The 20,407-nt window shown below is 67.8% G+C and carries 22 protein-coding genes; 9 read left to right on the forward strand and 13 right to left on the reverse strand.

Annotation, left to right across the window (positions count from 1 at the left end):
* Window position 1 precedes the first annotated feature (1 nt).
* Window positions 2-1,372 (forward strand): NAD(P)/FAD-dependent oxidoreductase, encoded by a 1,371-nt coding sequence (locus tag AU193_RS11905; RefSeq protein WP_064422589.1) that lies wholly within the window; start codon window positions 2-4, stop codon window positions 1,370-1,372.
* A 42-nt stretch (window positions 1,373-1,414) separates the two neighbouring features.
* Entirely contained in the window at window positions 1,415-2,365 is a 951-nt protein-coding gene (locus AU193_RS11910; protein WP_064422590.1) for a DUF808 domain-containing protein, read from the forward strand.
* A gap of 7 nt (window positions 2,366-2,372) precedes the next feature.
* Here AU193_RS11910 and manA read toward each other — a convergent pair whose 3' ends face one another.
* From manA to AU193_RS11930, 4 genes are all read right to left on the reverse strand, one after another.
* On the reverse strand, window positions 2,373-3,599 hold the full coding sequence (gene manA, locus AU193_RS11915) for a mannose-6-phosphate isomerase, class I (RefSeq protein WP_064422591.1): 1,227 nt from the start codon (window positions 3,597-3,599) through the stop codon (window positions 2,373-2,375).
* 4 nt (window positions 3,600-3,603) lie between these two features.
* Window positions 3,604-4,701 carry a hypothetical protein gene (locus tag AU193_RS11920; RefSeq protein ID WP_064422592.1) on the reverse strand — a complete coding sequence of 366 codons (1,098 nt, stop codon included), beginning with the start codon at window positions 4,699-4,701 and terminating at the stop codon, window positions 3,604-3,606.
* Window positions 4,698-6,095 (reverse strand): phosphomannomutase/phosphoglucomutase, encoded by a 1,398-nt coding sequence (locus AU193_RS11925; RefSeq protein WP_064422593.1) that lies wholly within the window; start codon window positions 6,093-6,095, stop codon window positions 4,698-4,700. Before AU193_RS11925 ends, AU193_RS11920 begins: the two co-directional genes overlap by 4 nt.
* Before the next feature lie 67 nt (window positions 6,096-6,162).
* The gene (locus AU193_RS11930) at window positions 6,163-6,594 is read right to left on the reverse strand and encodes a DUF3499 domain-containing protein (protein WP_064422594.1); all 432 of its coding nucleotides are present in this window, start codon (window positions 6,592-6,594) and stop codon (window positions 6,163-6,165) included.
* A 157-nt stretch (window positions 6,595-6,751) separates the two neighbouring features.
* Here AU193_RS11930 and AU193_RS11935 point away from each other — a divergent pair, with 157 nt between their 5' ends.
* Window positions 6,752-7,174 carry a metallopeptidase family protein gene (locus AU193_RS11935; RefSeq protein ID WP_064422619.1) on the forward strand — a complete coding sequence of 141 codons (423 nt, stop codon included), beginning with the start codon at window positions 6,752-6,754 and terminating at the stop codon, window positions 7,172-7,174.
* 9 nt (window positions 7,175-7,183) lie between these two features.
* Here AU193_RS11935 and AU193_RS23350 read toward each other — a convergent pair whose 3' ends face one another.
* Entirely contained in the window at window positions 7,184-7,426 is a 243-nt protein-coding gene (locus AU193_RS23350; RefSeq protein ID WP_172798283.1) for a WhiB family transcriptional regulator, read from the reverse strand.
* Window positions 7,427-7,890: 464 nt separating this feature from the next.
* Here AU193_RS23350 and cofD point away from each other — a divergent pair, with 464 nt between their 5' ends.
* The 3 genes from cofD to AU193_RS11955 are packed head-to-tail and all read left to right on the forward strand — an operon-like array spanning window position 7,891 to window position 10,819.
* Entirely contained in the window at window positions 7,891-8,910 is a 1,020-nt protein-coding gene (gene cofD / locus AU193_RS11945; RefSeq protein WP_064422596.1) for a 2-phospho-L-lactate transferase, read from the forward strand.
* Window positions 8,907-10,286, forward strand: a complete 1,380-nt coding sequence (locus tag AU193_RS11950) for a coenzyme F420-0:L-glutamate ligase (RefSeq protein WP_064422597.1) — start codon at window positions 8,907-8,909, stop codon at window positions 10,284-10,286. The genes cofD and AU193_RS11950 overlap by 4 nt, the downstream gene beginning before the upstream one ends.
* Window positions 10,283-10,819 (forward strand): NUDIX hydrolase, encoded by a 537-nt coding sequence (locus AU193_RS11955; RefSeq protein ID WP_064422598.1) that lies wholly within the window; start codon window positions 10,283-10,285, stop codon window positions 10,817-10,819. The genes AU193_RS11950 and AU193_RS11955 overlap by 4 nt, the downstream gene beginning before the upstream one ends.
* A gap of 51 nt (window positions 10,820-10,870) precedes the next feature.
* Here AU193_RS11955 and AU193_RS11960 read toward each other — a convergent pair whose 3' ends face one another.
* From AU193_RS11960 to AU193_RS23120, 3 genes are all read right to left on the reverse strand, one after another.
* On the reverse strand, window positions 10,871-11,947 hold the full coding sequence (locus tag AU193_RS11960) for a sugar phosphate nucleotidyltransferase (protein ID WP_064422599.1): 1,077 nt from the start codon (window positions 11,945-11,947) through the stop codon (window positions 10,871-10,873).
* Window positions 11,947-12,831, reverse strand: coding sequence for a glycosyltransferase family 2 protein (locus AU193_RS11965; RefSeq protein WP_064422600.1), 885 nt, complete (start codon window positions 12,829-12,831; stop codon window positions 11,947-11,949). The genes AU193_RS11960 and AU193_RS11965 overlap by 1 nt, the downstream gene beginning before the upstream one ends.
* 109 nt (window positions 12,832-12,940) lie before the next feature.
* The gene (locus AU193_RS23120) at window positions 12,941-13,117 is read right to left on the reverse strand and encodes a hypothetical protein (RefSeq protein ID WP_216637278.1); all 177 of its coding nucleotides are present in this window, start codon (window positions 13,115-13,117) and stop codon (window positions 12,941-12,943) included.
* A gap of 67 nt (window positions 13,118-13,184) precedes the next feature.
* Between AU193_RS23120 and AU193_RS11970 the strand changes: the two genes are divergently transcribed.
* Window positions 13,185-14,651: an LCP family protein gene (locus AU193_RS11970; protein ID WP_064422601.1), complete on the forward strand. Its 1,467-nt coding sequence runs from the start codon at window positions 13,185-13,187 to the stop codon at window positions 14,649-14,651.
* Between the two features lies 1 nt (window position 14,652).
* Window positions 14,653-15,375, forward strand: a complete 723-nt coding sequence (locus tag AU193_RS11975; protein ID WP_156425183.1) for a TIGR03089 family protein — start codon at window positions 14,653-14,655, stop codon at window positions 15,373-15,375.
* 11 nt (window positions 15,376-15,386) lie between these two features.
* On the opposite strand, the gene AU193_RS11980 is transcribed toward AU193_RS11975, so the two are convergent.
* Genes AU193_RS11980 through AU193_RS11990 form a run of 3 tightly spaced genes read right to left on the reverse strand, consistent with a single transcriptional unit; the run spans window position 15,387 to window position 18,327 of the window.
* The gene (locus AU193_RS11980; RefSeq protein ID WP_064422602.1) at window positions 15,387-16,550 is read right to left on the reverse strand and encodes an acyl-CoA dehydrogenase; all 1,164 of its coding nucleotides are present in this window, start codon (window positions 16,548-16,550) and stop codon (window positions 15,387-15,389) included.
* Between the two features lie 51 nt (window positions 16,551-16,601).
* On the reverse strand, window positions 16,602-17,114 hold the full coding sequence (gene purE / locus AU193_RS11985) for a 5-(carboxyamino)imidazole ribonucleotide mutase (RefSeq protein WP_064422603.1): 513 nt from the start codon (window positions 17,112-17,114) through the stop codon (window positions 16,602-16,604).
* Window positions 17,107-18,327, reverse strand: a complete 1,221-nt coding sequence (locus AU193_RS11990) for a 5-(carboxyamino)imidazole ribonucleotide synthase (protein ID WP_256364337.1) — start codon at window positions 18,325-18,327, stop codon at window positions 17,107-17,109. Before AU193_RS11990 ends, purE begins: the two co-directional genes overlap by 8 nt.
* A 102-nt stretch (window positions 18,328-18,429) precedes the next feature.
* Between AU193_RS11990 and AU193_RS11995 the strand changes: the two genes are divergently transcribed.
* Window positions 18,430-19,104 carry a GtrA family protein gene (locus tag AU193_RS11995; RefSeq protein ID WP_064422604.1) on the forward strand — a complete coding sequence of 225 codons (675 nt, stop codon included), beginning with the start codon at window positions 18,430-18,432 and terminating at the stop codon, window positions 19,102-19,104.
* Here AU193_RS11995 and AU193_RS12000 read toward each other — a convergent pair.
* Both AU193_RS12000 and AU193_RS12005 read right to left on the reverse strand, forming a co-directional pair.
* Complete coding sequence (locus AU193_RS12000) at window positions 19,059-19,577, reverse strand: PH domain-containing protein (protein ID WP_064422605.1); 519 nt, start codon at window positions 19,575-19,577, stop codon at window positions 19,059-19,061. The two genes, AU193_RS11995 and AU193_RS12000, sit on opposite strands and share 46 nt — an antisense overlap.
* A gap of 20 nt (window positions 19,578-19,597) precedes the next feature.
* Window positions 19,598-20,404, reverse strand: a complete 807-nt coding sequence (locus tag AU193_RS12005; protein WP_064422606.1) for a biotin--[acetyl-CoA-carboxylase] ligase — start codon at window positions 20,402-20,404, stop codon at window positions 19,598-19,600.
* Window positions 20,405-20,407: the final 3 nt, after the last annotated feature.

Here is a 20,407-nt window from a genome sequence, read left to right on the forward strand (position 1 = left end):
AATGGGGCGGACTTATAAACACGTGATCGTCATCGGCGGCAGCCTGGCGGGCATGTGCGCGGCCCGGGTGCTGGCGGAAGTCAGCGACCGGGTCACCGTCTATGAACGCGACGATCTGCCCGCCGAGCCGGCCAACCGCGCGGCGGTGCCGCAAGGCCGCCACGTCCATCTGCTGATGGCCCGCGGCGCCGAAGAATTCGAAAGCCACTTCCCCGGCCTGCTCGCCGACATGGTGGCCGACGGCGTCCCGATTCTGGAGAACCGGCCGGACTGCATTCACTTCGGCGCGGCAGGCCACGTCCTTGGTACCGCACACCGCTTGCGCGACGAATTCACCGCCTACGTGCCCAGCAGGCCGCAACTCGAATGGCAGATCCGCAAGCGGGTGAGAGACATCGACAACGTCGCCATCGTGCACGCCACCGTCACCGAACCCGTCCACGACGCCGCACGGCAACGGGTGATCGGTGTGCTGCTCGATTCGGGTCAGACCGTCGACGCCGATCTGGTGGTCGACGCCACCGGCCGGGGCACCCGCCTGCCCGCGTGGCTCGAGAAATGGGGTTATGAGCGTCCGCCCGAGGAAACGGTCGACGTCGGCATCTCCTATGCCAGCCACCAGTTCCACGTCCCCGACGGCCTGCTCGCCGAGAAGGTCGTGGTCGCCGGCGCCTCGCGAGAACAACCGCTCGGCATCGGCATGCTGTTCTACGAGGACGGCAACTGGAACGTCACGTCCTTCGGCGTCGGCAAGGTGCCGCCGCCGCAGACCGTCGAGCAGATCCTCGACCTGGCCGACGAGATCCTGCCCACCCACGTGTCGGCCGCGCTGCGGCAGGCCACGCCGCTCGGCGAGATGGCGTTTCACCGGTATCCGACGTCTCGGTGGCGCCGCTACGACACCCTCGACCGGTTCCCCGCCGGGATCTTCCCGTTCGGCGATGCGGTCGTCAGCTTCAACCCGACGTTCGGCCAGGGCATGACCATGACGGCGATCCAGGCGAGCAACCTGCGGTCGTTGCTGGCATCCGGCGACCCCGACGTGCCCCGTCGTCTCGCGAAGGCGACGGCCAAGACGACGTGGCCGGTCTGGGTGATGACGGCCATCGGCGACCTGACACTGCACAATGCGACCGGCGAGTCGAAGTGGTGGTACAAGCCGGTGGGCGGGTTGTTCGACCAGTTCCTCGGCGCCGCGGAGACCGATCCCGTTCTCGCCGAATGGTTTCTGCGCCGGTTCAGCCTGCTCGACAGCCTCTACATGGTGCCGTCGCCGCGGCTGGTCGGCCGCACCATTCGCCACAATCTGCGGCTGTGGCTGGCCGAGAAGCGGGCGGCCAGACAAGCGGCCACCGTGCCTCAACCGGCGTGAATTTGGTGCGAGCGGGTAGGTTTTGGCCATGACGAGGACGCGATGAGCGCGGGACTGTTCGGGCTTCTCGACGACGTGGCGGTGCTGGCGCGGATGGCCGCTGCATCGGTCGACGACATCGGGGCGGCCGCAGGGCGGGCGACCGCCAAGGCCGCGGGGGTCGTCGTCGACGACACGGCGGTGACGCCGCAGTACGTGCACGGCCTGGCCGCAGAGCGCGAGTTGCCGATCATCAAGCGCATCGCGATCGGATCGCTGCGCAACAAGCTGGTGTTCATCCTCCCCGCCGCGCTGCTGCTCAGTCAGTTTTTGCCGTGGCTGCTGACACCGCTGCTGATGCTCGGCGCGACGTACCTGTGCTACGAGGGCGCCGAGAAGATCTGGGGCCGCATACGGGGCCATGACCACCACGCCGCGCCCGTCGCGGAGGCGGGCGAGGACGCTGAAAAGTACATGGTGACCGGTGCCATTCGCACCGATTTCATCCTGTCGGCGGAGATCATGGTGATCGCGCTGAACGAGGTGGCCGATCAGTCGTTCTGGCCGCGGTTGATCATTCTCGTCGTCGTGGCGATCGTGATCACGATCGCGGTGTACGGCGTCGTCGCCGGCATAGTGAAGATGGACGACATCGGGCTGCGACTGGCGCAGCGCAGTTCGAAGTTCGCACAGAGGATCGGCCGCGGCCTCGTGGCTGGGATGCCGAAACTGCTTGGCGCGCTTTCGATCATCGGCACGGTCGCGATGTTGTGGGTCGGCGGCCACATACTGCTGATCGGTAGCGACGAGCTGGGTTGGCACCTGCCGTACAGCCTCGTACACCACCTCGAGGAGATCGTCCATCACGCCGTCGGCGGCGTCGGCGGCGTGCTGGCGTGGTTGGTGAACACGGCCGCGTCGGCGCTCATCGGCCTGATCGTCGGCGCGGCCGTCGTCGCGGTGATGCATGTGCTGCCGTTCGGCCGACGCCCCGCGGACGACACGGCTCACTGAGCGCGCGCTAGATGCCGACCGTGGCGCGGAACAGCTTCGTCGGCTCCGACGCCGCCAGCCGGATCGGTCCCTCGTCGGCCGGCACCCACGCCGCGGATCCACGCTTCAGCGTGACGGTGCCACCCTTGGCGTGAACCATCGTCGAACCCTCGGCGCACAACAGCAGCTGCGGACCGTCGTGCCGCGCGGGTGCGTCGATCTCATGACCGACCCGTTCGTCGTCGATATCCAGCACTGACAGCGAAAACTCCTGTGCCGGTGTGTGATACACCCATTCGATGCCGTCTTCGACGTTCTCGGGCCGGACCACCACATCCTCTGCGGGCGTGAAGTCGAGCACCCGCAGCAACTCCGGGACGTCGACGTGCTTGGGCGTCAGTCCGCCGCGCAACACGTTGTCGGAGTTGGCCATCACCTCGACACCGATACCGCTCAGATAGGTGTGCAGATTCCCCGCCGGCAGATAGATACCTTCACCGGGACTCAGGGTGATGCGGTTGAGGAGCAGGGACGCCAGCACACCGGCGTCACCGGGATACCGTTCGCCGAGTTCGAGCACCGTCTTCGCCTCGGCCGCGAATTCGTCTTTGCCCGAACGCACATAGTGGATGGCGCCGTCGATCACCGCCGGCACCAAGACGTCGACATCGGGTTGTGGCGCGGTGATCCAGGTCGTGAACAGCGCGCGCAGCCCGTCGCCGTCGGGTTGCCCGGAGAGCAGGCTGACGAACGGATCGAGATCGCTGACCGCCAGCGCTCGCATCAACTCGATGGTTCGCCCGACCGGCCTGAAACCGGCCAGGGCCTCGAACGGGCTCACCGCGACGATCAATTCGGGCTTGTGACTGGGATCGCGGTAGTTGCGGTTGGGCGCCGAAACGGGAATGCCGAGCCTGTTCTCCCGCTCGTAACCCTCCACGGCCTGCTGGGCGCTGGGATGTGCCTGCAGCGACAACGGTTCGTCGGCCGCCAGCACCTTGACCAGAAACGGCAGGGTCTCGCCGAAGCGCGCGCAGACCGTCGCACCCAGCTGCCCCTCGGGATCGCCATGCAGCGCGTCCAGCAGCGAAACTTCCCCGTCTTCGGTCTCCAGCATCGCGGGATCCCCGGGATGAGCACCGAACCAGAGCTCCGCCTCGGGATGCGCTGTGGGGCTTGGCCTTCCGGTGAATTCCGCAATGTCCGTGCGTGAACCCCAGGCGTAGGTTCGCACCGCTCCGCGTAGCAAGTGCACTTGGCTAACCTCGAACCAGTTTCAGATAGACGGCGGTCATCTCCAAGCGGACGGCGAGCATGGCCAGCTGTTGTTCGAGACTTCCCGCCGCCGTCGACGCGTCCGGTACCGCCGCTGCCTCCGGCAGTTCCGGCACGTCTTGGGCGCTGATCACGTCGACGGCGTCGAGATCGGCCGCCCGGGCAGCGACGAAGGACCGCTCCGCATCGGTGGTGAGCACGAACGTGCGCATCCGCCGGGGAAGCGGACCGTCGATCTGTTCGTCGTGGAACATCGACCGCTCCCGGTCCGCCGATGACGTGTCACCGCGCAGCACCACCAACGCGTCGGCGAAACCGGCCGAGGCGACCACCCGGTGGGCGATGCGCAACAGGATGGCCGCACAGTGCCGCGCCAACGCCAGCGTCGCCGCGCTGTCGCCGGCCAGCACCACGTCGCGGTCCGACATCCGCTCGGCGAGCGTCTTGGCCGGGTTGGTGAACAGTTCGCGGCTTGCGCTGTTGCGAAGCGCCTCGGCGTCGAGTTCGTCGGCCAGCGCATCGAGATCGACATGCGTCGTCGGATCGACGACGTCGAGCGTCGCAAGGCCCGCGGCGAGGTAGCGCACGAATCCGAAGTCGTCGGGCACCCACATCCGGGGCGACAGCACCGCCGCCCGGCCCGCGGCGACGTCACGCAGCGGCCCTTCGTACGGCGCGAGGACCACCACGCGGGCGCCTCGACGCACTCCGGTGGCGGCCGCGTTCACCAGAGCGGGATCGCCCGGGTCGTCGCCCGCGAGGACGAGAACGTCCAACGGACCGATCCACGGCGGCACTTCGGCGGCGACGACGATCGGCGCAGCAACCGATCCACCCCACGCGGAGGCGAGCAGCGTTCCGGCTGTCTCCGCGTTGCCGCGGCCGGCCACCCAGATCAACGTGCGGGGTGTCCCGCCGGTGCGCAGCGATTCGAGTTCGCCCTCGTCGAGAGCGGCGGCCGTGGCGCGCACCTGGGCGCCGGCCATCGACGCAGCGCGCAGCAGGCCGTCGCGGTCGGCGCCGAGGAGACCGTCGACGTCGTCGAGGTCGATGGTCGCGGCCGAGAAAGACGGTCCGGTCACATGGCCACCTCGGAGGTGGACGGCATCCGTGCCCGAACGATGTCGGAGACCTGACCGACGATCTCGTCGACCTCGTCGACGGTGCGGGCCTCGACGTTGAGCCGCAGCAACGGCTCGGTATTCGACATCCGCAGGTTGAACCAGGCACCCTCGCCCAGGTCGACGGTCACACCGTCGAGGTGGTCGATCGAGTGGATCCGAGCGCCGAACGCCTTGAGCACGTCGTCCACACACCGCTCGGCGTCGGTGACCGTGAAGTTGACCTCGCCCGACGCCTCATAGCGCTGGTAGTCGGCCATGATGTCCGACAGTGGCCGGTGTTGTTCGCCGAGGGCGGCCAACACGTGCAAGGCGGCCAGCATGCCGGAGTCGGCGCCCCAGAAATCGCGGAAGTAATAGTGCGCCGAGTGCTCTCCGCCGAAGATCGCACCGGTGTCGGCCATCAGCGCCTTGATATAGGAGTGCCCGACGCGGCTGCGAACCGGCGTACCGCCCCGCTCCGTCACCAGTTCGGGCACCGCTCGCGAGGTGATCAGGTTGTGGATCACCGTGGCACCGATCTCCCTGCCGAGTTCCCGCGCAGCGACCAACGCGGTCACCGCTGACGGCGAAACCGGATGCCCTTTCTCGTCGACGACGAAACACCGGTCGGCATCACCGTCGAAGGCCAGGCCGATATCGGCGCCGGTGTCGAGGACGAAAGCCTGCAGATCGATCAGGTTGGCCGGATCCAGCGGATTGGCTTCGTGATTGGGGAAGGTGCCGTCGAGCTCGAAGTACATCGGCGCCAGCGTGATCCCCGCGATCGGGCCCAGCACGGCCGGGGTGGTGTGGCCTGCCATCCCGTTGCCCGCGTCGACGGCGACCTTCAACGGTCGCAGCTCCGCCAGGTCCACCAGCGAGCGCAGGAACTCGCCGTAATCGGCCAGCACGTCGCGGTCACCGATCGTGCCGTGTGCACCGTCGTAGCCCGGGACACCGGCGATGACCTCTTCGGCGATGGTCGACAGCCCGGTGTCCTTGCCCACCGGCTTGGCGCCGGCACGGCAGAGCTTGATGCCGTTGTAGGCCGCCGGGTTGTGACTGGCGGTGAACATCGCGCCGGGACAATCCATGAGGCCCGACGCGAAGTACAGCTGGTCGGTGGAGGCGAGTCCAATGCGGACCACATCGAGACCCTGCGCGGTCACGCCCTCGGCGAAGGCCGCGGCCAGCGCCGGTGAACTCGCCCGCATGTCGTAGCCGATCACCAGCTGCGATGCACTGCCTCGCACGAGGCGGGCGAAAGCGCCGCCCACGTCGGCGACGAACGGCTCGTCGAGTTCCTCTCCGACCAGGCCACGCACGTCATAGGCCTTGATGACGCGATGAACCGCCGCGGCGGGCCGGGACATTAGGACTCCTCGTGACACGGACTACTACTGGCGCCAGCCTAACCGTCCGATCGAACGCGCAGGCCGGCTAGTCGGCGGGGTCCGGCAGCACGCGCAGATGGCCGCGGCGACGGCCGTTGGACTCCGGTCGCCTGGCCGGTGGCGCCATCAACGATCCCCCGGGGGCACCGGTGACGGGGTCGGAGAATCCCGTACTGAAGCCCGGCGACATCCGGTTGATCGGCGGAGCCACGTCACGCCCCTCCCGGACCGCATCGGCGAGCGCCACGAGGTCGTCTTCGTCGGGATGTGCGGGCAGCGGCCCCGCGTGCCGCACCAGTTCCCAGCCGCGGGGCGCGGTGACCCGGCCGGCGTGCACGACGCACAAGTCCCATGAGTGCGGTTCGGCCACCGTCGCGAGAGGGCCGACGACCGCAGTGGAGTCGGCGTAGACGAATGTCAGCGTCGCGACCGCATAGTGCGGACACCCGGGCCGGCAGCAGCGACGGGGAACGTTCACAGCGGAAGGCTATCGTGGCCGCACTCCGCACGCCGCCGGACACGCGCAGCCTGCCGACGGCCGATCTCGAACCGTTACGATCCAGTTCATCGCGCACGAAAGGAGCACCCGAGCGGTGGTCAAGCGTGGACACATGCGCGCGCGCCGGGGACGCGAGATGCGCGGCGCGTTGCTTCCCCCGACAGTGCCGGGCTGGCGCAGTCGCGCCGAGAAGTTCGACATGGCGGTGCTGGAGGCGTACGAGCCGATCGAGCGGCGATGGCACGACCGGTTGGGGTCGCTCGATGTGGCCGTCGACGAGATACCGCGGATCGCGCCGAAAGATCCCGACAGTGTGCAGTGGCCGCCCGAAGTGATCGCCGACGGGCCGATCGCACTGGCCCGGCTGATCCCGGCGGGTGTGGACGTCAGGGGGAACGCCACCCGCGCGCGAATTGTGTTGTTTCGCAAGTCGATCGAGCGAAGGGCCAAGGATTCCGTCGAACTCGAGGAGCTGCTGCATGAAATCCTGGTGGCTCAGGTCGCCACATATCTGGGCGTCGAGCCTTCCGTCATCGACCCGACGATCGACGACGAGTGAGCGCGCGGCTCAGATGATTCCGCGCTTGAGGCGGCGACGCTCGCGTTCGGACAGACCGCCCCAGATCCCGAAGCGCTCGTCATGCGCCAGGGCGTACTCCAGGCATGCGTCGCGCACTTCGCAGCCCTGGCAGATGCGCTTGGCTTCGCGCGTCGAGCCGCCCTTCTCCGGAAAGAACGCCTCAGGGTCGGTTTGGGCGCACAGCGCCTTCTCCTGCCAGAGTTCGTCCTCCGGTGTCAGCGCCGGCGCCATGTCGATCGGATCGGGCACCAAACTCAGCTGGGGACGCCGCGGCGTCTCAACCGGTGCCGGTTCCGAACGGGCGTGCGGCGCGCTGTCTACTGAGCCGAAGACTCGGTTGTCCAACCGAACCAGACGATCGAAATCGCCGTACCCAAAAGACATCTTCCGCCTCCTCACCTGTCTCGTTGATCCCCTATGAGTGGTCCACAGAGACGTGGAACACTTCCAATTCGAACAAGTGATCGAATCTCGGTCTGCGGCACCGGAACCGGATGGCCTACCGGGAAATGACACTGCTGTGATTACACACGCGTCAGTCGCCCCGGTCAAGCTCTAGAACAGGAATTCATACCATTCCGTGATCGAAATTCGGCGAGTCGTGACCTCGGCGTGTCCATCACAGTCCCATCCACCGGTCCGGCCGCCACTCCTGCCCGTACCGAATTCGGTTGGACGGCCTACGCTCGATCGATGTGAAGGTCACCGTACTGGTCGGCGGCGTCGGTGGCGCCCGCTTCCTGCTCGGCGTGCAACAGCTGTTGGGGCTTGGGCGATTTCGTGACGCTAAAGGTACTGCTGGGGCTGATGATACTGCTGAGCACGAACTGACTGCAGTGGTCAACGTGGGCGACGACGCATGGATGTTCGGCGTGCGGATCTGTCCGGATCTCGACACCTGTATGTACACCCTCGGCGGCGGTATCGATCCCGAACGCGGCTGGGGACATCGCGACGAAACCTGGCATGCCAAGGAGGAACTCGCGGCCTATGGCGTCCAGCCCGACTGGTTCGGACTCGGTGACCGGGACCTGGCGACACATCTCGTGCGCAGCCAGATGTTGCGCGCGGGTTATCCGCTGTCGCAAGTGACCGAGGCGTTGTGCACGCGATGGTCCCCTGGGGCCAAACTGCTGCCGGCCAGTGACGACCGCAGCGAAACACATGTCGTCATCACCGATCCCGGACCCGGCGAGTATGCCGGAGAGAAGCGCGCCATCCACTTTCAGGAGTGGTGGGTGCGATACCGCGCGAAAGTGCCCACACACAGCTTCGCGTTCGTTGGCGCCGAGAAAGCCACCGCCGGACCGGGCGTCGCCGAGGCCATCGAATCCGCCGACGTGGTTCTCATCGCGCCCTCCAACCCGGTGGTGAGCATCGGCGCGATCCTCGCCGTACCGGGTATCCGCGGCGCACTGCGATCGACACCGGCGCCGGTGATCGGCTACTCCCCGATCATCGGCGGAAAGCCGTTGCGTGGCATGGCCGATGAATGCCTGTCGGTCATCGGTGTACCCAGTACGTCCGAAGCCGTCGGCCGGCACTACGGCGCGCGTTCCGGCGTCGGGATCCTCGACGGCTGGTTGGTGCACGAGGGCGACAGCGCACAGATCGACGGTGTCGAGGTCCGCGCGGTACCGCTGCTGATGACCGATCCCGAGTCGACAGGTGAGATGGTTCGCGCCGGAATGGATTTGGCAGGAGTGAAGCCATGACCGACGCCACTCCGACGGCGCCGCCGCCGAGCGGCGACCATGGCTCCGCCGCCGCCGTGGAACTTCTACCCGTTGCGGGGTTGCCCGAGTTCCGCCCCGGCGACGACCTTGCCGAGGCGATCGCCACGGCGGCGCCGTGGCTGCGCGACGGCGACATCGTCGCGGTGACCAGCAAGGTGATGTCGAAATGCGAGGGCCGGATCGTCGATGCGCCGATCGACCCCGAACAGCGCGACGTGCTGCGGCGCAAGCTCATCGACGCCGAGGCGGTTCGCGTGTTGGCGCGCAAGGGCCGCACGCTGATCACCGAGAACGCGATCGGCCTGGTTCAGGCCGCCGCAGGTGTCGACGGCTCCAACGTGGACTCCGCTGAACTCGCGCTTCTGCCAACCGATCCCGATGCCAGCGCCGCGGCACTGGCCTCGGCGCTGCGCGAGCGGCTCGGTGTGACGGTCGGCGTCGTCGTCACCGACACCATGGGGCGCGCTTGGCGCAACGGGCAGACCGACGTAGCGATCGGCGCGGCGGGATTGACCGTGCTGCACGGTTACGGCGGTTCGGTCGACCGGCACGGCAACGAATTGATCGTCACCGAGATCGCCATCGCCGACGAAATCGCGGCCGCCGCGGATCTGGTGAAGGGCAAGCTGACCGACATACCCGTTGCGGTGGTGCGCGGGCTGCGGCTACCCGACGACGGTTCGACCGCGCGCCGGCTGGTGCGGCCCGGCGATGAGGACCTGTTCTGGCTCGGCACCGAGGAGGCCATCGCGCTGGGCAGGAGCCAGGCGCAGCTGCTGCGCCGGTCGGTGCGCCGGTTCGCGGCCGAGCCGGTGGCGCCCGAACTCGTGGAATCCGCTGTCGCCGAGGCCCTCACCGCGCCGGCTCCGCATCACACCCGGCCGGTGCGGTTCGTGTGGCTACAGGATCGCGCCCGACGGTCGGCGTTGCTGGACCGGATGAAAGACAAGTGGCGTGCCGACCTCACGGCCGACGGGCGTCCCGCCGACGCCGTCGAACGTCGCGTCGAGCGCGGCCGGATCCTCTACGATGCACCAGAAGTCGTCATCCCGTTCCTGGTGCCCGACGGTGCGCACAGCTATCCGGACACTGACCGCACAGCCGCCGAGCACACGATGTTCACCGTCGCCGTCGGCGCGGCGGTGCAGGCGCTGCTGGTGGCACTGGCCGTGCGGGGAGTTGGAAGCTGTTGGATCGGGTCGACGATCTTCACCCCCGACATCGTCCGTGAGGAGCTCGACCTGCCCGGCGACTGGGAACCGTTGGGCGCGATCGCGATCGGTTACCCGCAGGACGGGCAACCGTCCGGTCCGCGGTCCCCCGTGCCGACCGACGGATTGCTGGTCCGCAAATGAGCTTGCACGCATCGGCGGTCGAGGTGCTGACCCGTTGGCGCGCACCGGATCCCGCACAGGACACGCTGCGACACTCGGTGTTGGCGTTTCTGGCAGCCAGGCCCGACGGCTGTCTGCGCGAATGCGCCCCGGGCCACGTCACCGGGTCGGCACTCGTGCTCGACCACACCGGAACCCGCGCGCTGCTGACTCTGCATCCCCGGTTCGGGCGATGGCTGCAACTCGGCGGGCATTGCGAGCCGACCGATTCCGATGTCGTCACGGCCGCGCTGCGAGAAGCAACCGAGGAGTCCGGCATCGGGGGCCTCAGGATCGACCCGACCATGGCCGCGCTGCACGTCCACCCCGTCACGTGCTCGCTGGGAGTGCCGACCCGTCACCTCGACATGCAGTTCCTCGTCCACGCCCCCGCCGACGCCGAAATCGCCGTGAGCGACGAGTCTTTGGATTTGCGGTGGTGGCCGCTGGACGCGCTGCCCGAGGATTGCGATTTCGGTCTCACCCAATTGGCGGCGGCCGCACGCAACAGGTGATTCAGGTGCACGACCGATCGCTTCACCGATTGGTCGCGCACCCAATCGCTGCTAGACGTCGGTCGAGAAGCGGATTCCGCCGTCGGGAATCGTCACCCCCGGCCACACGCGTGCACCACGCAGCAGTTCGCAGCGGGCGCCGATGTCGGCGCCGTCGCCGATCACGCCGTCGCGGATCAGCGCGCGTGGGCCGATGCGGGCTCCGAACCCGACGATCGAGCGCTCGATCACCGCACCCGCACCCACCCGCGCGCCGTCGAAGATGACCGCACCATCCAACCGTGCGCCACCAGCGATCTCGGCACCGCGTCCGACCACCGCGCCACCGATCAACAGCGCCCCGGGTGCGACGCCGGCGCCGTCGTGCACCAGTTTTTCACCGCGGTGTCCGCCCAGCGCGGGCGACGGCGCGATGCCGCGCACCAGATCCGCCGAGCCCCGCACGAAATCCTCCGGCGTGCCCATGTCGCGCCAGTACGTGGAGTCGACGTAACCGCACACCCGAAGTCCGTCGGAGAGCAGGCCCGGGAACACCTCGCGTTCGACCGAAAGCGCCCGGCCCTTGGGTATGCGGTCGATCACCTCGCGCTTGAACACGTAACAGCCCGCGTTGATCTGATCGGTCGGCGGGTCCTGCGTCTTCTCGAGGAAGGCGGTCACCATCCCGTCAGAATCGGTTGGCACACAACCGAATGCGCGCGGGTCGCCGACACGCACCAGATGCAGTGTCACGTCGGCGCCGTTGTCCTCATGCCAGTTCAGCAGCGCCCGCAGGTCGACACCGGACAACACATCGCCGTTGAACACCAGCGCGGTGTCGTGGCGCAGCTTGTCGGTGACGTTCGCGATGCCGCCGCCCGTTCCCAACGGTTCGGTCTCGACGACGTATTCGATCTGCAGACCGAACTTGGATCCGTCGCCGAACTCGGACTCGAACACCGCGGCCTTGTACGAGGTGCCCAGCACGACGTGTTCGATACCGGCCTCGGCGATGCGCGACAACAGATGCGTCAGGAACGGCAAGCCGGCCGTCGGCAGCATCGGCTTGGGCGCGGACAGGGTCAACGGCCGCAACCGGGTGCCCAGACCGCCGACGAGGATGACGGCGTCAACGTGTGCGGGATTCACTACCGCCGTCCTTTCGCCCGTTTGCGTCGTGAACTGCGGACCACCAGGCCCGCACGCGCGGCGAGCGAGCTTCGGATCGTCCACCGCAGCGGACCCTGCCACCACCTCGAATACCGATCCGCGAGGAAAGTGTAGGTGCTCGTGTGATGGGCGGCCAAGTTGCGCGCGGGGTCTTTGCCGGTCGCGTGGCCCTTGTCGTGCAACACCTCGGCGGTCGGGACGTACACGTTCAGCCAGCCGGCCCGCGAGAGCCGATCACCGAGGTCGACGTCCTCCATGTACATGAAGTAGCGCTCATCGAAGCCCGAGATCTCCTCGAATGCCGACCGGCGCAGCAACAGACACGATCCCGACAGCCAGCCGACGGGGCGTTCGCTGGGCTCCAGGCGTTCCTGACGGTATTCGGCGGTCCACGGGTTGGACTTCCAGAACGGCCCCACGACGGCGTGCATCCCACCGCGCACCAGGCTCGGTTGGTGCCGGGCCGACGGGTACACCGACCCGTCGGGATCGCGGATCAGCGGGCCCAGCGAGCCCGCGCGCGGCCAGCGGGCGGCGGCTTCCAGCAGGATGTCGATGCTGCGCGGGCCCCACTGAACGTCGGGGTTGGCCACGATGAAGAAATCGTTGTTGTCCGAGTCCTTCAGATACTCCGCGACCGCGCGGTTCACCGCGCTGCCGTACCCGAGATTGCCTCCGGTGGGCAGCAACCGGGCGTTGGGATAGCGTGCGAGCGCCTCCTCGGGTGCGCCGTCGGTGGAGCCGTTGTCGGCCATCACGACTGTCACCGGCCGGTCAGTGGCGTGCGACAACGACGCCAGGAACCGGTTGAGGTGCGGACCCGGTGAGTACGTCACCGTGACGACGACCAACTCGTCACTCATGTGGTACCAGTTCCGAACTCACGGCGTCGAGGGTAACGGGCCGCCACCCCCGTACGGCGACCGCGCATCCCGCAGCACCTCGCGCCACGGGTCGCCACGGCGCGGTTGATCACCACGCCACTCGATCGGATGACACGCTGGGCGGGCGCGGATCGGTGCTGTCCCACTCCGACGACGCCAACGCCACCACCTCGCGACCCTGCTGATGGGCATGACCTGCGAGAACCCGTCCGGCCATGCGGTCGGTGCCAGGACCGGCGATCCCGCGCGACTCGCGAAAAGTCATGGTCACGAGTCTGGCACGCCGAGGCGCGCTACCCGCTTCGCGCCCGTCTCGCCAGTAACCTGGGCTGATGCCCGGTCGAATGCTCCGTGTCATCGCCGTGTCCGCGGCCTTGGCGATCGTGGTGGGTACGGGAGTCGCGTGGGGCAAGATCCGGTCGTTCGAATCCGGTATCAACCACATCTCGTCGATCGCGCTCGGCGAGGGCGGCGAAGACGGCGCGATCGACATCCTGCTCGTCGGCATGGACAGCCGCACCGACGCGCACGGCAATCCCCTGTCCGAGGAGGAACTCGCGACGCTGCGGGCGGGCGACGACGAAGCCACGAACACCGACACGATCATCCTGATCCGCGTCCCCAACAACGGGAAGTCGGCCACCGCCATCTCCATTCCCCGCGATTCCTATGTCGAGGCACCGGGTATCGCCAAGATGAAGATCAACGGCGTTTACGGCTCTGAACACCTCGAGAAGATGACCGAGCTCGTCGAGCAGAAGGGCATGGACCCGGCCGAAGCCGAGCCGAAGGCGAAGGAGGCCGGGCGCGAAGCCCTGATCAAGACGGTGGCCAACCTCACCGGCGTCACCGTCGACCATTACGCCGAAGTTGGCCTGCTGGGCTTCGCACTGATCACCGACGCCCTCGGCGGCGTCAACGTATGCTTGAAAGAGCCTGTCTACGAACCCCTTTCAGGAGCCGACTTCCCCGCGGGCTGGCAGAAGCTGGACGGTCCGCAGGCGTTGAGCTTCGTCCGGCAGCGCCATGATCTGCCGCGCGGTGACCTCGACCGCGTGACGCGCCAGCAGGCGGTGATGGCTTCTCTTGCGCACGAGGTGATCTCTAGCAAGACGTTGTCGAGTCCGTCCACCTTGAACCGTCTGCAGGACGCGGTCCAGCGCTCGGTCGTGCTCTCCGACGGTTGGGATGTCATGGAATTCGCCGAGCAACTGCAGAAGCTGGCCGCGGGCAACGTCGCGTTCGCCACCATCCCGGTGCTGCAGGAGAACGGCTGGAGCGACGACGGGATGCAGAGCGTGGTGCGGGTGGACCCCGCCGAGGTCAAGAGTTGGGTCGAAGGCCTGCTGCACGAGCAGGACGAGGGTAAGACCGAGGAGATCGCGTACTCGCCCGACAAGACCACCGTCGAGGTGGACAACGCCACCGAGGTCAACGGTCTGGCCGCCGCGGTGTCGCAGGTGCTGACCAGCAAGGGGTTCACCCCCGGCGCAACGGGCAACCACGAAGGCGACCCGGTGGCCAGCAGCCAGGTGCGCGCCGCCAAGATCGATGACCTTGGGGCGCAAGCGGTCTCGAAGGACCTGGGCGGATTGGCGATCGTCGAGGACCCGTCGGTGGGTCCGGGGCACGTGCGGGTGGTGCTGGCCGACGACTACACCGGGCCGGGTTCCGGCTTGGACGGCAGCAATGTTCCGACGCTGACCACCGATTCCGTGGCCGTCGGTTCGACCGGGACCGCACCGGCGCCGTCGCCGATCCTGACCGCCGGATCCGACGATCCGGAATGCGTCAACTAGCGTGACGACCATCAGCGGAGTCATCCTCGACCCGCTCATGGCCTCCGACCCCGCCGGTCCCCGCATCACCTACTACGACGACGCCACCGGTGAGCGCATCGAGTTGTCCACCGCGACGCTGGCGAACTGGGCAGCCAAGACCGCCAACCTGTTACGCGACGAGTTGGGTGCGGGCCCCTCGTCACGCATCGCGGTTCTGCTGCCCGCCCACTGGCAGAGTGCGGCCGTGTTCTTCGGCATCTGGTGGATCGGTGCCGAAGTGGTGCTGGGTTCCGGGGAGCCCGCCGATGTCGCGCTGTGCACGACGGACCGGTTGGCCGAGGCCGATGAGGCGGTCGGGATGGACGGCGGAACAGGCGAGGTCGCGGTGTTGTCGCTGGACCCGTTCGGCAAGCCCGCGGCCGACCTGCCGGTCGGCGTCACCGACTACGCCACCGCCGTGCGGGTACACGGCGACCAGATCTCACCGGAGCGCACACCCGGCCCCGCGCTCAATGGCCGCACGGTCGACGACGTCCTCGACGCGGCGCGCGAATCCGCTGCAGCACAGGGTTTCACCGCATCCGACCGCGTGCTGTCCAGCGCGGGATGGGACACCGCCGACGACCTCGTCGACCATCTGCTGGCCGTCTTGGCCGCCGGCGCCTCGCTGGTGCAGGTGGCGAATCCCGATGCCGCGCTGGCCGACCGTCGCAGGGCGACCGAGAAGGTCACCAAGGGCTGACGCCCCGGCGGTTACTTCAGCAGCGCGCGCGACATCACCACGCGCTGAATCTGGTTGGTGCCCTCGTAGATCTGGGTGATCTTGGCGTCGCGCATGAACCGCTCGACGGGGAAGTCGGTGGTGTAGCCGTAACCGCCGAACAGCTGGACCGCGTCGGTGGTCACCTCCATCGCGACATCGGAGGCGAAGCACTTCGACGCCGAGGAGATGAACCCGAGTTCGGACTCACCGCGTTCGGCCCTGGCGGCGGCGGAGTAGACCGTCAACCGCGCGGCTTCGATCTTCATCGCCATGTCGGCGAGCATGAACTGCACGGCCTGGAAGTCACCGATCCGCTTGCCGAACTGCTTGCGCTCCTTGACATATGCGATCGAGGCGTCGAGTGCACCCTGCGCGATGCCGACCGCCTGCGCGCCGATCGTCGGTCGGGTGTGGTCCAGGGTGGCCAGCGCGGTCTTGAAACCGGTGCCCTCTTCGCCGATGATCCGGTCGGCGGGAATCCGGCAGTTCTCGAAGTACAACTCGGTGGTGGGCGATCCCTTGATGCCCATCTTCTTCTCTTTCGCGCCGACGGAGAAGCCGGGATCGTCCTTGTGCACGACGAACGCCGAGATTCCGTTGGCCTTCTTGTCCGGATCGGTCACCGCCATGACCGTGTACCACGTCGAGTGGCCACCGTTGGAGATCCAGCACTTCGCGCCGTTGAGCACCCACTCATCCCCCTCACGACGGGCCCTGGTGCGCATCGAGGCCGCGTCGCTGCCGGCTTCGCGCTCCGAGAGCGCGTACGACGCGACGGCTTCACCGGCGGCGATCGAGGGCAGCACCTGCTTCTTGAGTTCCTCGCTGCCGCGCAACAACAGCCCCATGGTGCCGAGCTTGTTGCAGATCGGGATCAGCGACGACGACGCACACACCCGCGCGACCTCTTCGATCACGATGCACGCCGCAATCGAATCCCCGCCCTGACCGCCGTACTCCTCGGGAATGTGGATGGCGGCCATCCCGGAGGACGTGAGCGCCGCGAGCGCCTCGTCGGTGTAGCGCGCCTTCTCGTCCACGTCGGCCGCGTGCGGGGCGATCTCTTTCTCGCAGAGGTCGCGCAGCACCGCACGCAGTTCGTTGTGTTCGTCGGAAAGCTGGAACAGCTCGAATGACGGGTTGCCGATGGCCATGAAAACTCCCTTGCTACTTGCCGGTGACCCTACCCCCGGGGACCCGGCGACCTATTCGCCGAGGAGGCGGTCGCGCAGCGCCGCGTCCTTCTGCAGCACCGTGTCGTGCAGGTCGGCCTGAAACTGCACGACCCGCTTGCGCAGGGCGGCGTCCGCCGAAGCGAGGATCCGCACCGCCAGCAAGCCCGCGTTGCGGGCGCCTCCGATCGACACCGTGGCCACCGGCACTCCGGCAGGCATCTGCACGATCGACAGCAGCGAGTCCAGACCGTCGAGCTTGGGCAGCGGCACCGGAACGCCGATGACGGGAAGGGGGGTCGCCGACGCCACCATGCCGGGCAGGTGCGCCGCCCCACCGGCCCCGGCGATGATCACCTCGATGCCGCGGTCTGCGGCGCTCTGGGCGTACTCGAGCATGCGGACCGGCGTGCGGTGCGCGGAGACGACGCCGACTTCGAACGGCACTTCGAACTCGGCGAGCGCGTGGGCGGCGTCCTCCATCACCGGCCAGTCGCTGTCGCTGCCCATGATCAGGCCGACCCGCGGCGCAGGAGCACTACTCATGTGGGTCCCATCCGTCCGTCCATTGCGCGTGCGACAGCCAGTGTGCCGCCCGGACCGCGCGGTCGCGCACGTCGGCGACGAACGCGTCGTCGTCAAGCGAACCGCTGGCCGGGCCGAGGATGTTGACGTGGCCGATCTTTCGGCCGGGCCGCTCGGCCTTGCCGTACAGATGGACCTTGGCCTCGGGCATCCGGGCGAACAGGTGGTGCAGTCTTTCGTCCATTGCCATCGCCGGTGTCTGTTGCGCCCCAAGCACATTGGCCATCACGGTGACCGGGGCGATCGGTGCGGTGTCGCCGAGCGGATAGTCGAGCACCGCACGTAGATGCTGTTCGAACTGGCCGGTGTGCGCACCGTCCATGGTCCAGTGTCCGGAGTTGTGCGGGCGCATGGCGAGCTCGTTGACGAGCAGGGCACCGTCGACGGTTTCGAACAACTCGACGGCCAGCACCCCGACGACGCCGAGTTCGGCGGCCAGCCGAAGTCCCAATTGTCCAGCCGCCGAGCGCAACTCGTCATCCAGGCCCGGTGCCGGAGCGATCACCTCGACGCAGATGCCGTCGCGCTGCACGGTTTCGACCACGGGCCACGCCGCGCCCTGCCCGAACGGAGAACGCGCCACCAGGGCCGCCAGTTCGCGCCGCAACGCGACCTTCTCCTCGACCATCACCTGCGCCCCGCCGTCCCGGTAGCGTTGCGCGGCGTCGCGCGCCTCGGCAACGTCCCCGGCTAGGGTGACCCCGCGGCCGTCGTAGCCCCCGCGCACCGTCTTGACGACGACGGGACCGCCGACACGTGCGGCGAACCCGTCGATGTCGGAGAGCTCATCGACAGCCGCGAACCGCGGCACCGGCGCGCCGAGCACCTCCAGCCTGCGGCGCATCACGAGCTTGTCCTGAGCGTGAATCAACGCCGACGGCGCGGGAGCCACGTTCACGCCATCGGCCAGAAGCTTTTCCAGCAGTTCGCCGGGCACGTGCTCGTGATCGAACGTCAGCGCGTCGGCGCCGGAGGCGACGCGGCGCAATGCGTCGAGATCGGTGTGGGTGCCCACCACCACATCCGGGCTGACCTGCGCGGCCGGGTCGCCGGCGTCGACGGCCAGGACGCGCAGCGTCTGCCCGAGCGCGATCGCCGCCTGATGGGTCATCCTGGCCAGCTGACCACCGCCGACCATGGCCACCACGGGGGGCCCTTTGGGGTTTCGTGACACGTCCTCATGGTGTCATGACGTCCCGGTGGCCTTGTTCCCATGTATCGGCCGCGACCTGCATAGGTACACGTAGGCTGCGGTATTTCCGTACACTGCGCTGTTGTGTCCTTTACCGATGCGACGATCGCACGGCTGCCCCGCCCGGTACGGCCGTATTTCGAGCGGCATCACGAACTGATCAAATTCGCGATCGTCGGCGCGACGACGTTCGTCATCGACACGTCGGTCTTCTACACGCTCAAGCTCACCGTTCTCGAGCCCAAACCGGTCACGGCCAAGATCATCGCCGGCATCGTCGCGGTGATCGCGTCCTACATCCTCAACCGCGAGTGGAGCTTCCGTGACCGCGGCGGGCGGGAGCGTCATCACGAGGCGCTGTTGTTCTTCGGCGTCAGCGGGGTCGGCGTGCTGTTGAGCATGGCTCCGCTGTGGTTCTCCAGTTACGTGCTGATGTTGCGGGTGCCCGAAGTCAGCCTGACCGTGGAGAACATCGCCGACTTCATCTCCGCCTACATCATCGGGAACCTGCTGCAGATGGCGTTCCGGTTCTGGGCATTCCGGCGCTGGGTGTTCCCCGACGAGTTCGGCCGCAACCCCGATCGGGCGATGGAGTCGCTCACCGCGGGCGGGCTCGCCGAACTCCTCGAGGATCACCACGAGGGCCTCACCTCCGACCGCGAGGGCAACGTCACCCCGCTTCGCCGCCCGGGTCGACGCGCCGGACGCGCAGCTCAGCTCGGCGACTCCTCCGAGCCCAGAGTGTCGAAGACCTCGTGATACAGCAGCGAGTGGACCCGTTCCACTCGCGGGATGTCGTGGAACTCCAGTGGGTCGTGCGCCGCTGACTCGATGATCAGCGTGCCGGTCCGCACAACGCGGTCGAGCAGGCCGTGCCGGAACTCGACGCTGTTGATCCGCGCCAGCGGGATGTCGATTCCGGACCGGGTGAGCACCCCGTGGCGGAACATCACCCGACGATCGGTGATCACGAAGTGCGTCGTCCACCAGTTGAGGAATGGCCAGATCGTCAGCCACCCGGCGATGACCAGCCAGATCCCGGCGATCACGATCAGCACGGCGTTGCGGGCGGTCTGGTCCCAGTCGGTGTTGTCGACGTAGCCGCCCAGTAACGCGGCCACCGCGGTCGTGAACAACAACGCCGCCACTGGCCCGATCAACCGTTTCCAATGCGGATGCCGGTGGAGCACCACCTGCTCGTCGGAGGCGAGCACGTTGTCCGGGTAACCCATGCGATGACCTTAAGGCGAAATTACTGGTCGGCGCGCAGATGGACGATGTCGCCTGCCGATACCGTCACCGACCGCCCGTCGGCCTCGATGACCAGCCGGCCCTGCTCGTCGACGTCTCGAACCACGCCGACGACCTGCTGATCCCCGGGCAGCAAGGCACGGACCCGCTGACCCAACGTGAGGCTGCGGGCGCGGTAGTCGGCGGCGAGGCCGGCGTCGGCGCCCCCTGCTCGAGCCCATGATTCGACGCGGTTGCCCAGTTCGTGCAGGAGCCGCACGAGCAGGCGTTGCCGGTCGGGCGCCGGGACGCCGAGGTCCAGCAGCGAGATGGCCCCCTCGACGCCGACATCCTCGGCGCGTAGCGAGACGTTGAGCCCGACACCGATCACGACGGCCTGCTGACCCCCGGCGACTTCGGCCAGAATTCCCGCCAGCTTGCCGCCTCCGGCGAGGACGTCGTTGGGCCACTTCAATCCCGCGGTCACACCCGTGTCGGCGACCGCGTCGACGACGGCCACTCCGGTCGCCAGCGGCAGCCAGCCCCAGGCGGAGCTGGGCGCTGCGCTCGCGTCGACCGCCACCGACATCGTGATCTGCGTGAACGGCGTCCCCGACCAGCTGCGGCCCCGGCGACCGCGGCCGGCGGTCTGGTTCTCGGCGATCAGCACGGCACCCGCGACGTTTTCGCCGCGCCCGGCCCGTGCGATCAGGTCGGCGTTGGTCGATCCGGTCTCGGCCACCACGTCGATACGTCGCCACGCGTGCGAACCGCCGAACACCTGCTCCCGCAGCGCCTCGACGTCGAACGGAGCCCGTTGCGCAGTCATCGG

The organism is Mycobacterium sp. GA-1285 (assembly GCF_001499905.1).
Taxonomy (GTDB): Bacteria; Actinomycetota; Actinomycetes; order Mycobacteriales; family Mycobacteriaceae; genus Mycobacterium.

Bases quoted from the DNA above. Each gene is read 5' to 3' on its own strand.
- AU193_RS11950 (WP_064422597.1), top strand. From the start codon at position 8,907: ATGACCGACGCCACTCCGACGGCGCCGCCGCCGAGCGGCGACCATGGC.
- AU193_RS11970 (WP_064422601.1), top strand. From the start codon at position 13,185: ATGCCCGGTCGAATGCTCCGTGTCATCGCCGTGTCCGCGGCCTTGGCG.
- AU193_RS11965 (WP_064422600.1), bottom strand. From the start codon at position 12,831: ATGAGTGACGAGTTGGTCGTCGTCACGGTGACGTACTCACCGGGTCCG.
- AU193_RS23350 (WP_172798283.1), bottom strand. From the start codon at position 7,426: ATGGCGCCGGCGCTGACACCGGAGGACGAACTCTGGCAGGAGAAGGCG.
- purE (WP_064422603.1), bottom strand. From the start codon at position 17,114: ATGAGTAGTGCTCCTGCGCCGCGGGTCGGCCTGATCATGGGCAGCGAC.
- AU193_RS11910 (WP_064422590.1), top strand. From the start codon at position 1,415: ATGAGCGCGGGACTGTTCGGGCTTCTCGACGACGTGGCGGTGCTGGCG.
- AU193_RS11955 (WP_064422598.1), top strand. From the start codon at position 10,283: ATGAGCTTGCACGCATCGGCGGTCGAGGTGCTGACCCGTTGGCGCGCA.
- AU193_RS11905 (WP_064422589.1), top strand. From the start codon at position 2: ATGGGGCGGACTTATAAACACGTGATCGTCATCGGCGGCAGCCTGGCG.
- AU193_RS11925 (WP_064422593.1), bottom strand. From the start codon at position 6,095: ATGTCCCGGCCCGCCGCGGCGGTTCATCGCGTCATCAAGGCCTATGAC.
- AU193_RS11935 (WP_064422619.1), top strand. From the start codon at position 6,752: ATGCGCGGCGCGTTGCTTCCCCCGACAGTGCCGGGCTGGCGCAGTCGC.
- AU193_RS23120 (WP_216637278.1), bottom strand. From the start codon at position 13,117: ATGACTTTTCGCGAGTCGCGCGGGATCGCCGGTCCTGGCACCGACCGC.
- AU193_RS12000 (WP_064422605.1), bottom strand. From the start codon at position 19,577: ATGGGTTACCCGGACAACGTGCTCGCCTCCGACGAGCAGGTGGTGCTC.
- AU193_RS12005 (WP_064422606.1), bottom strand. From the start codon at position 20,404: ATGACTGCGCAACGGGCTCCGTTCGACGTCGAGGCGCTGCGGGAGCAG.
- AU193_RS11980 (WP_064422602.1), bottom strand. From the start codon at position 16,550: ATGGCCATCGGCAACCCGTCATTCGAGCTGTTCCAGCTTTCCGACGAA.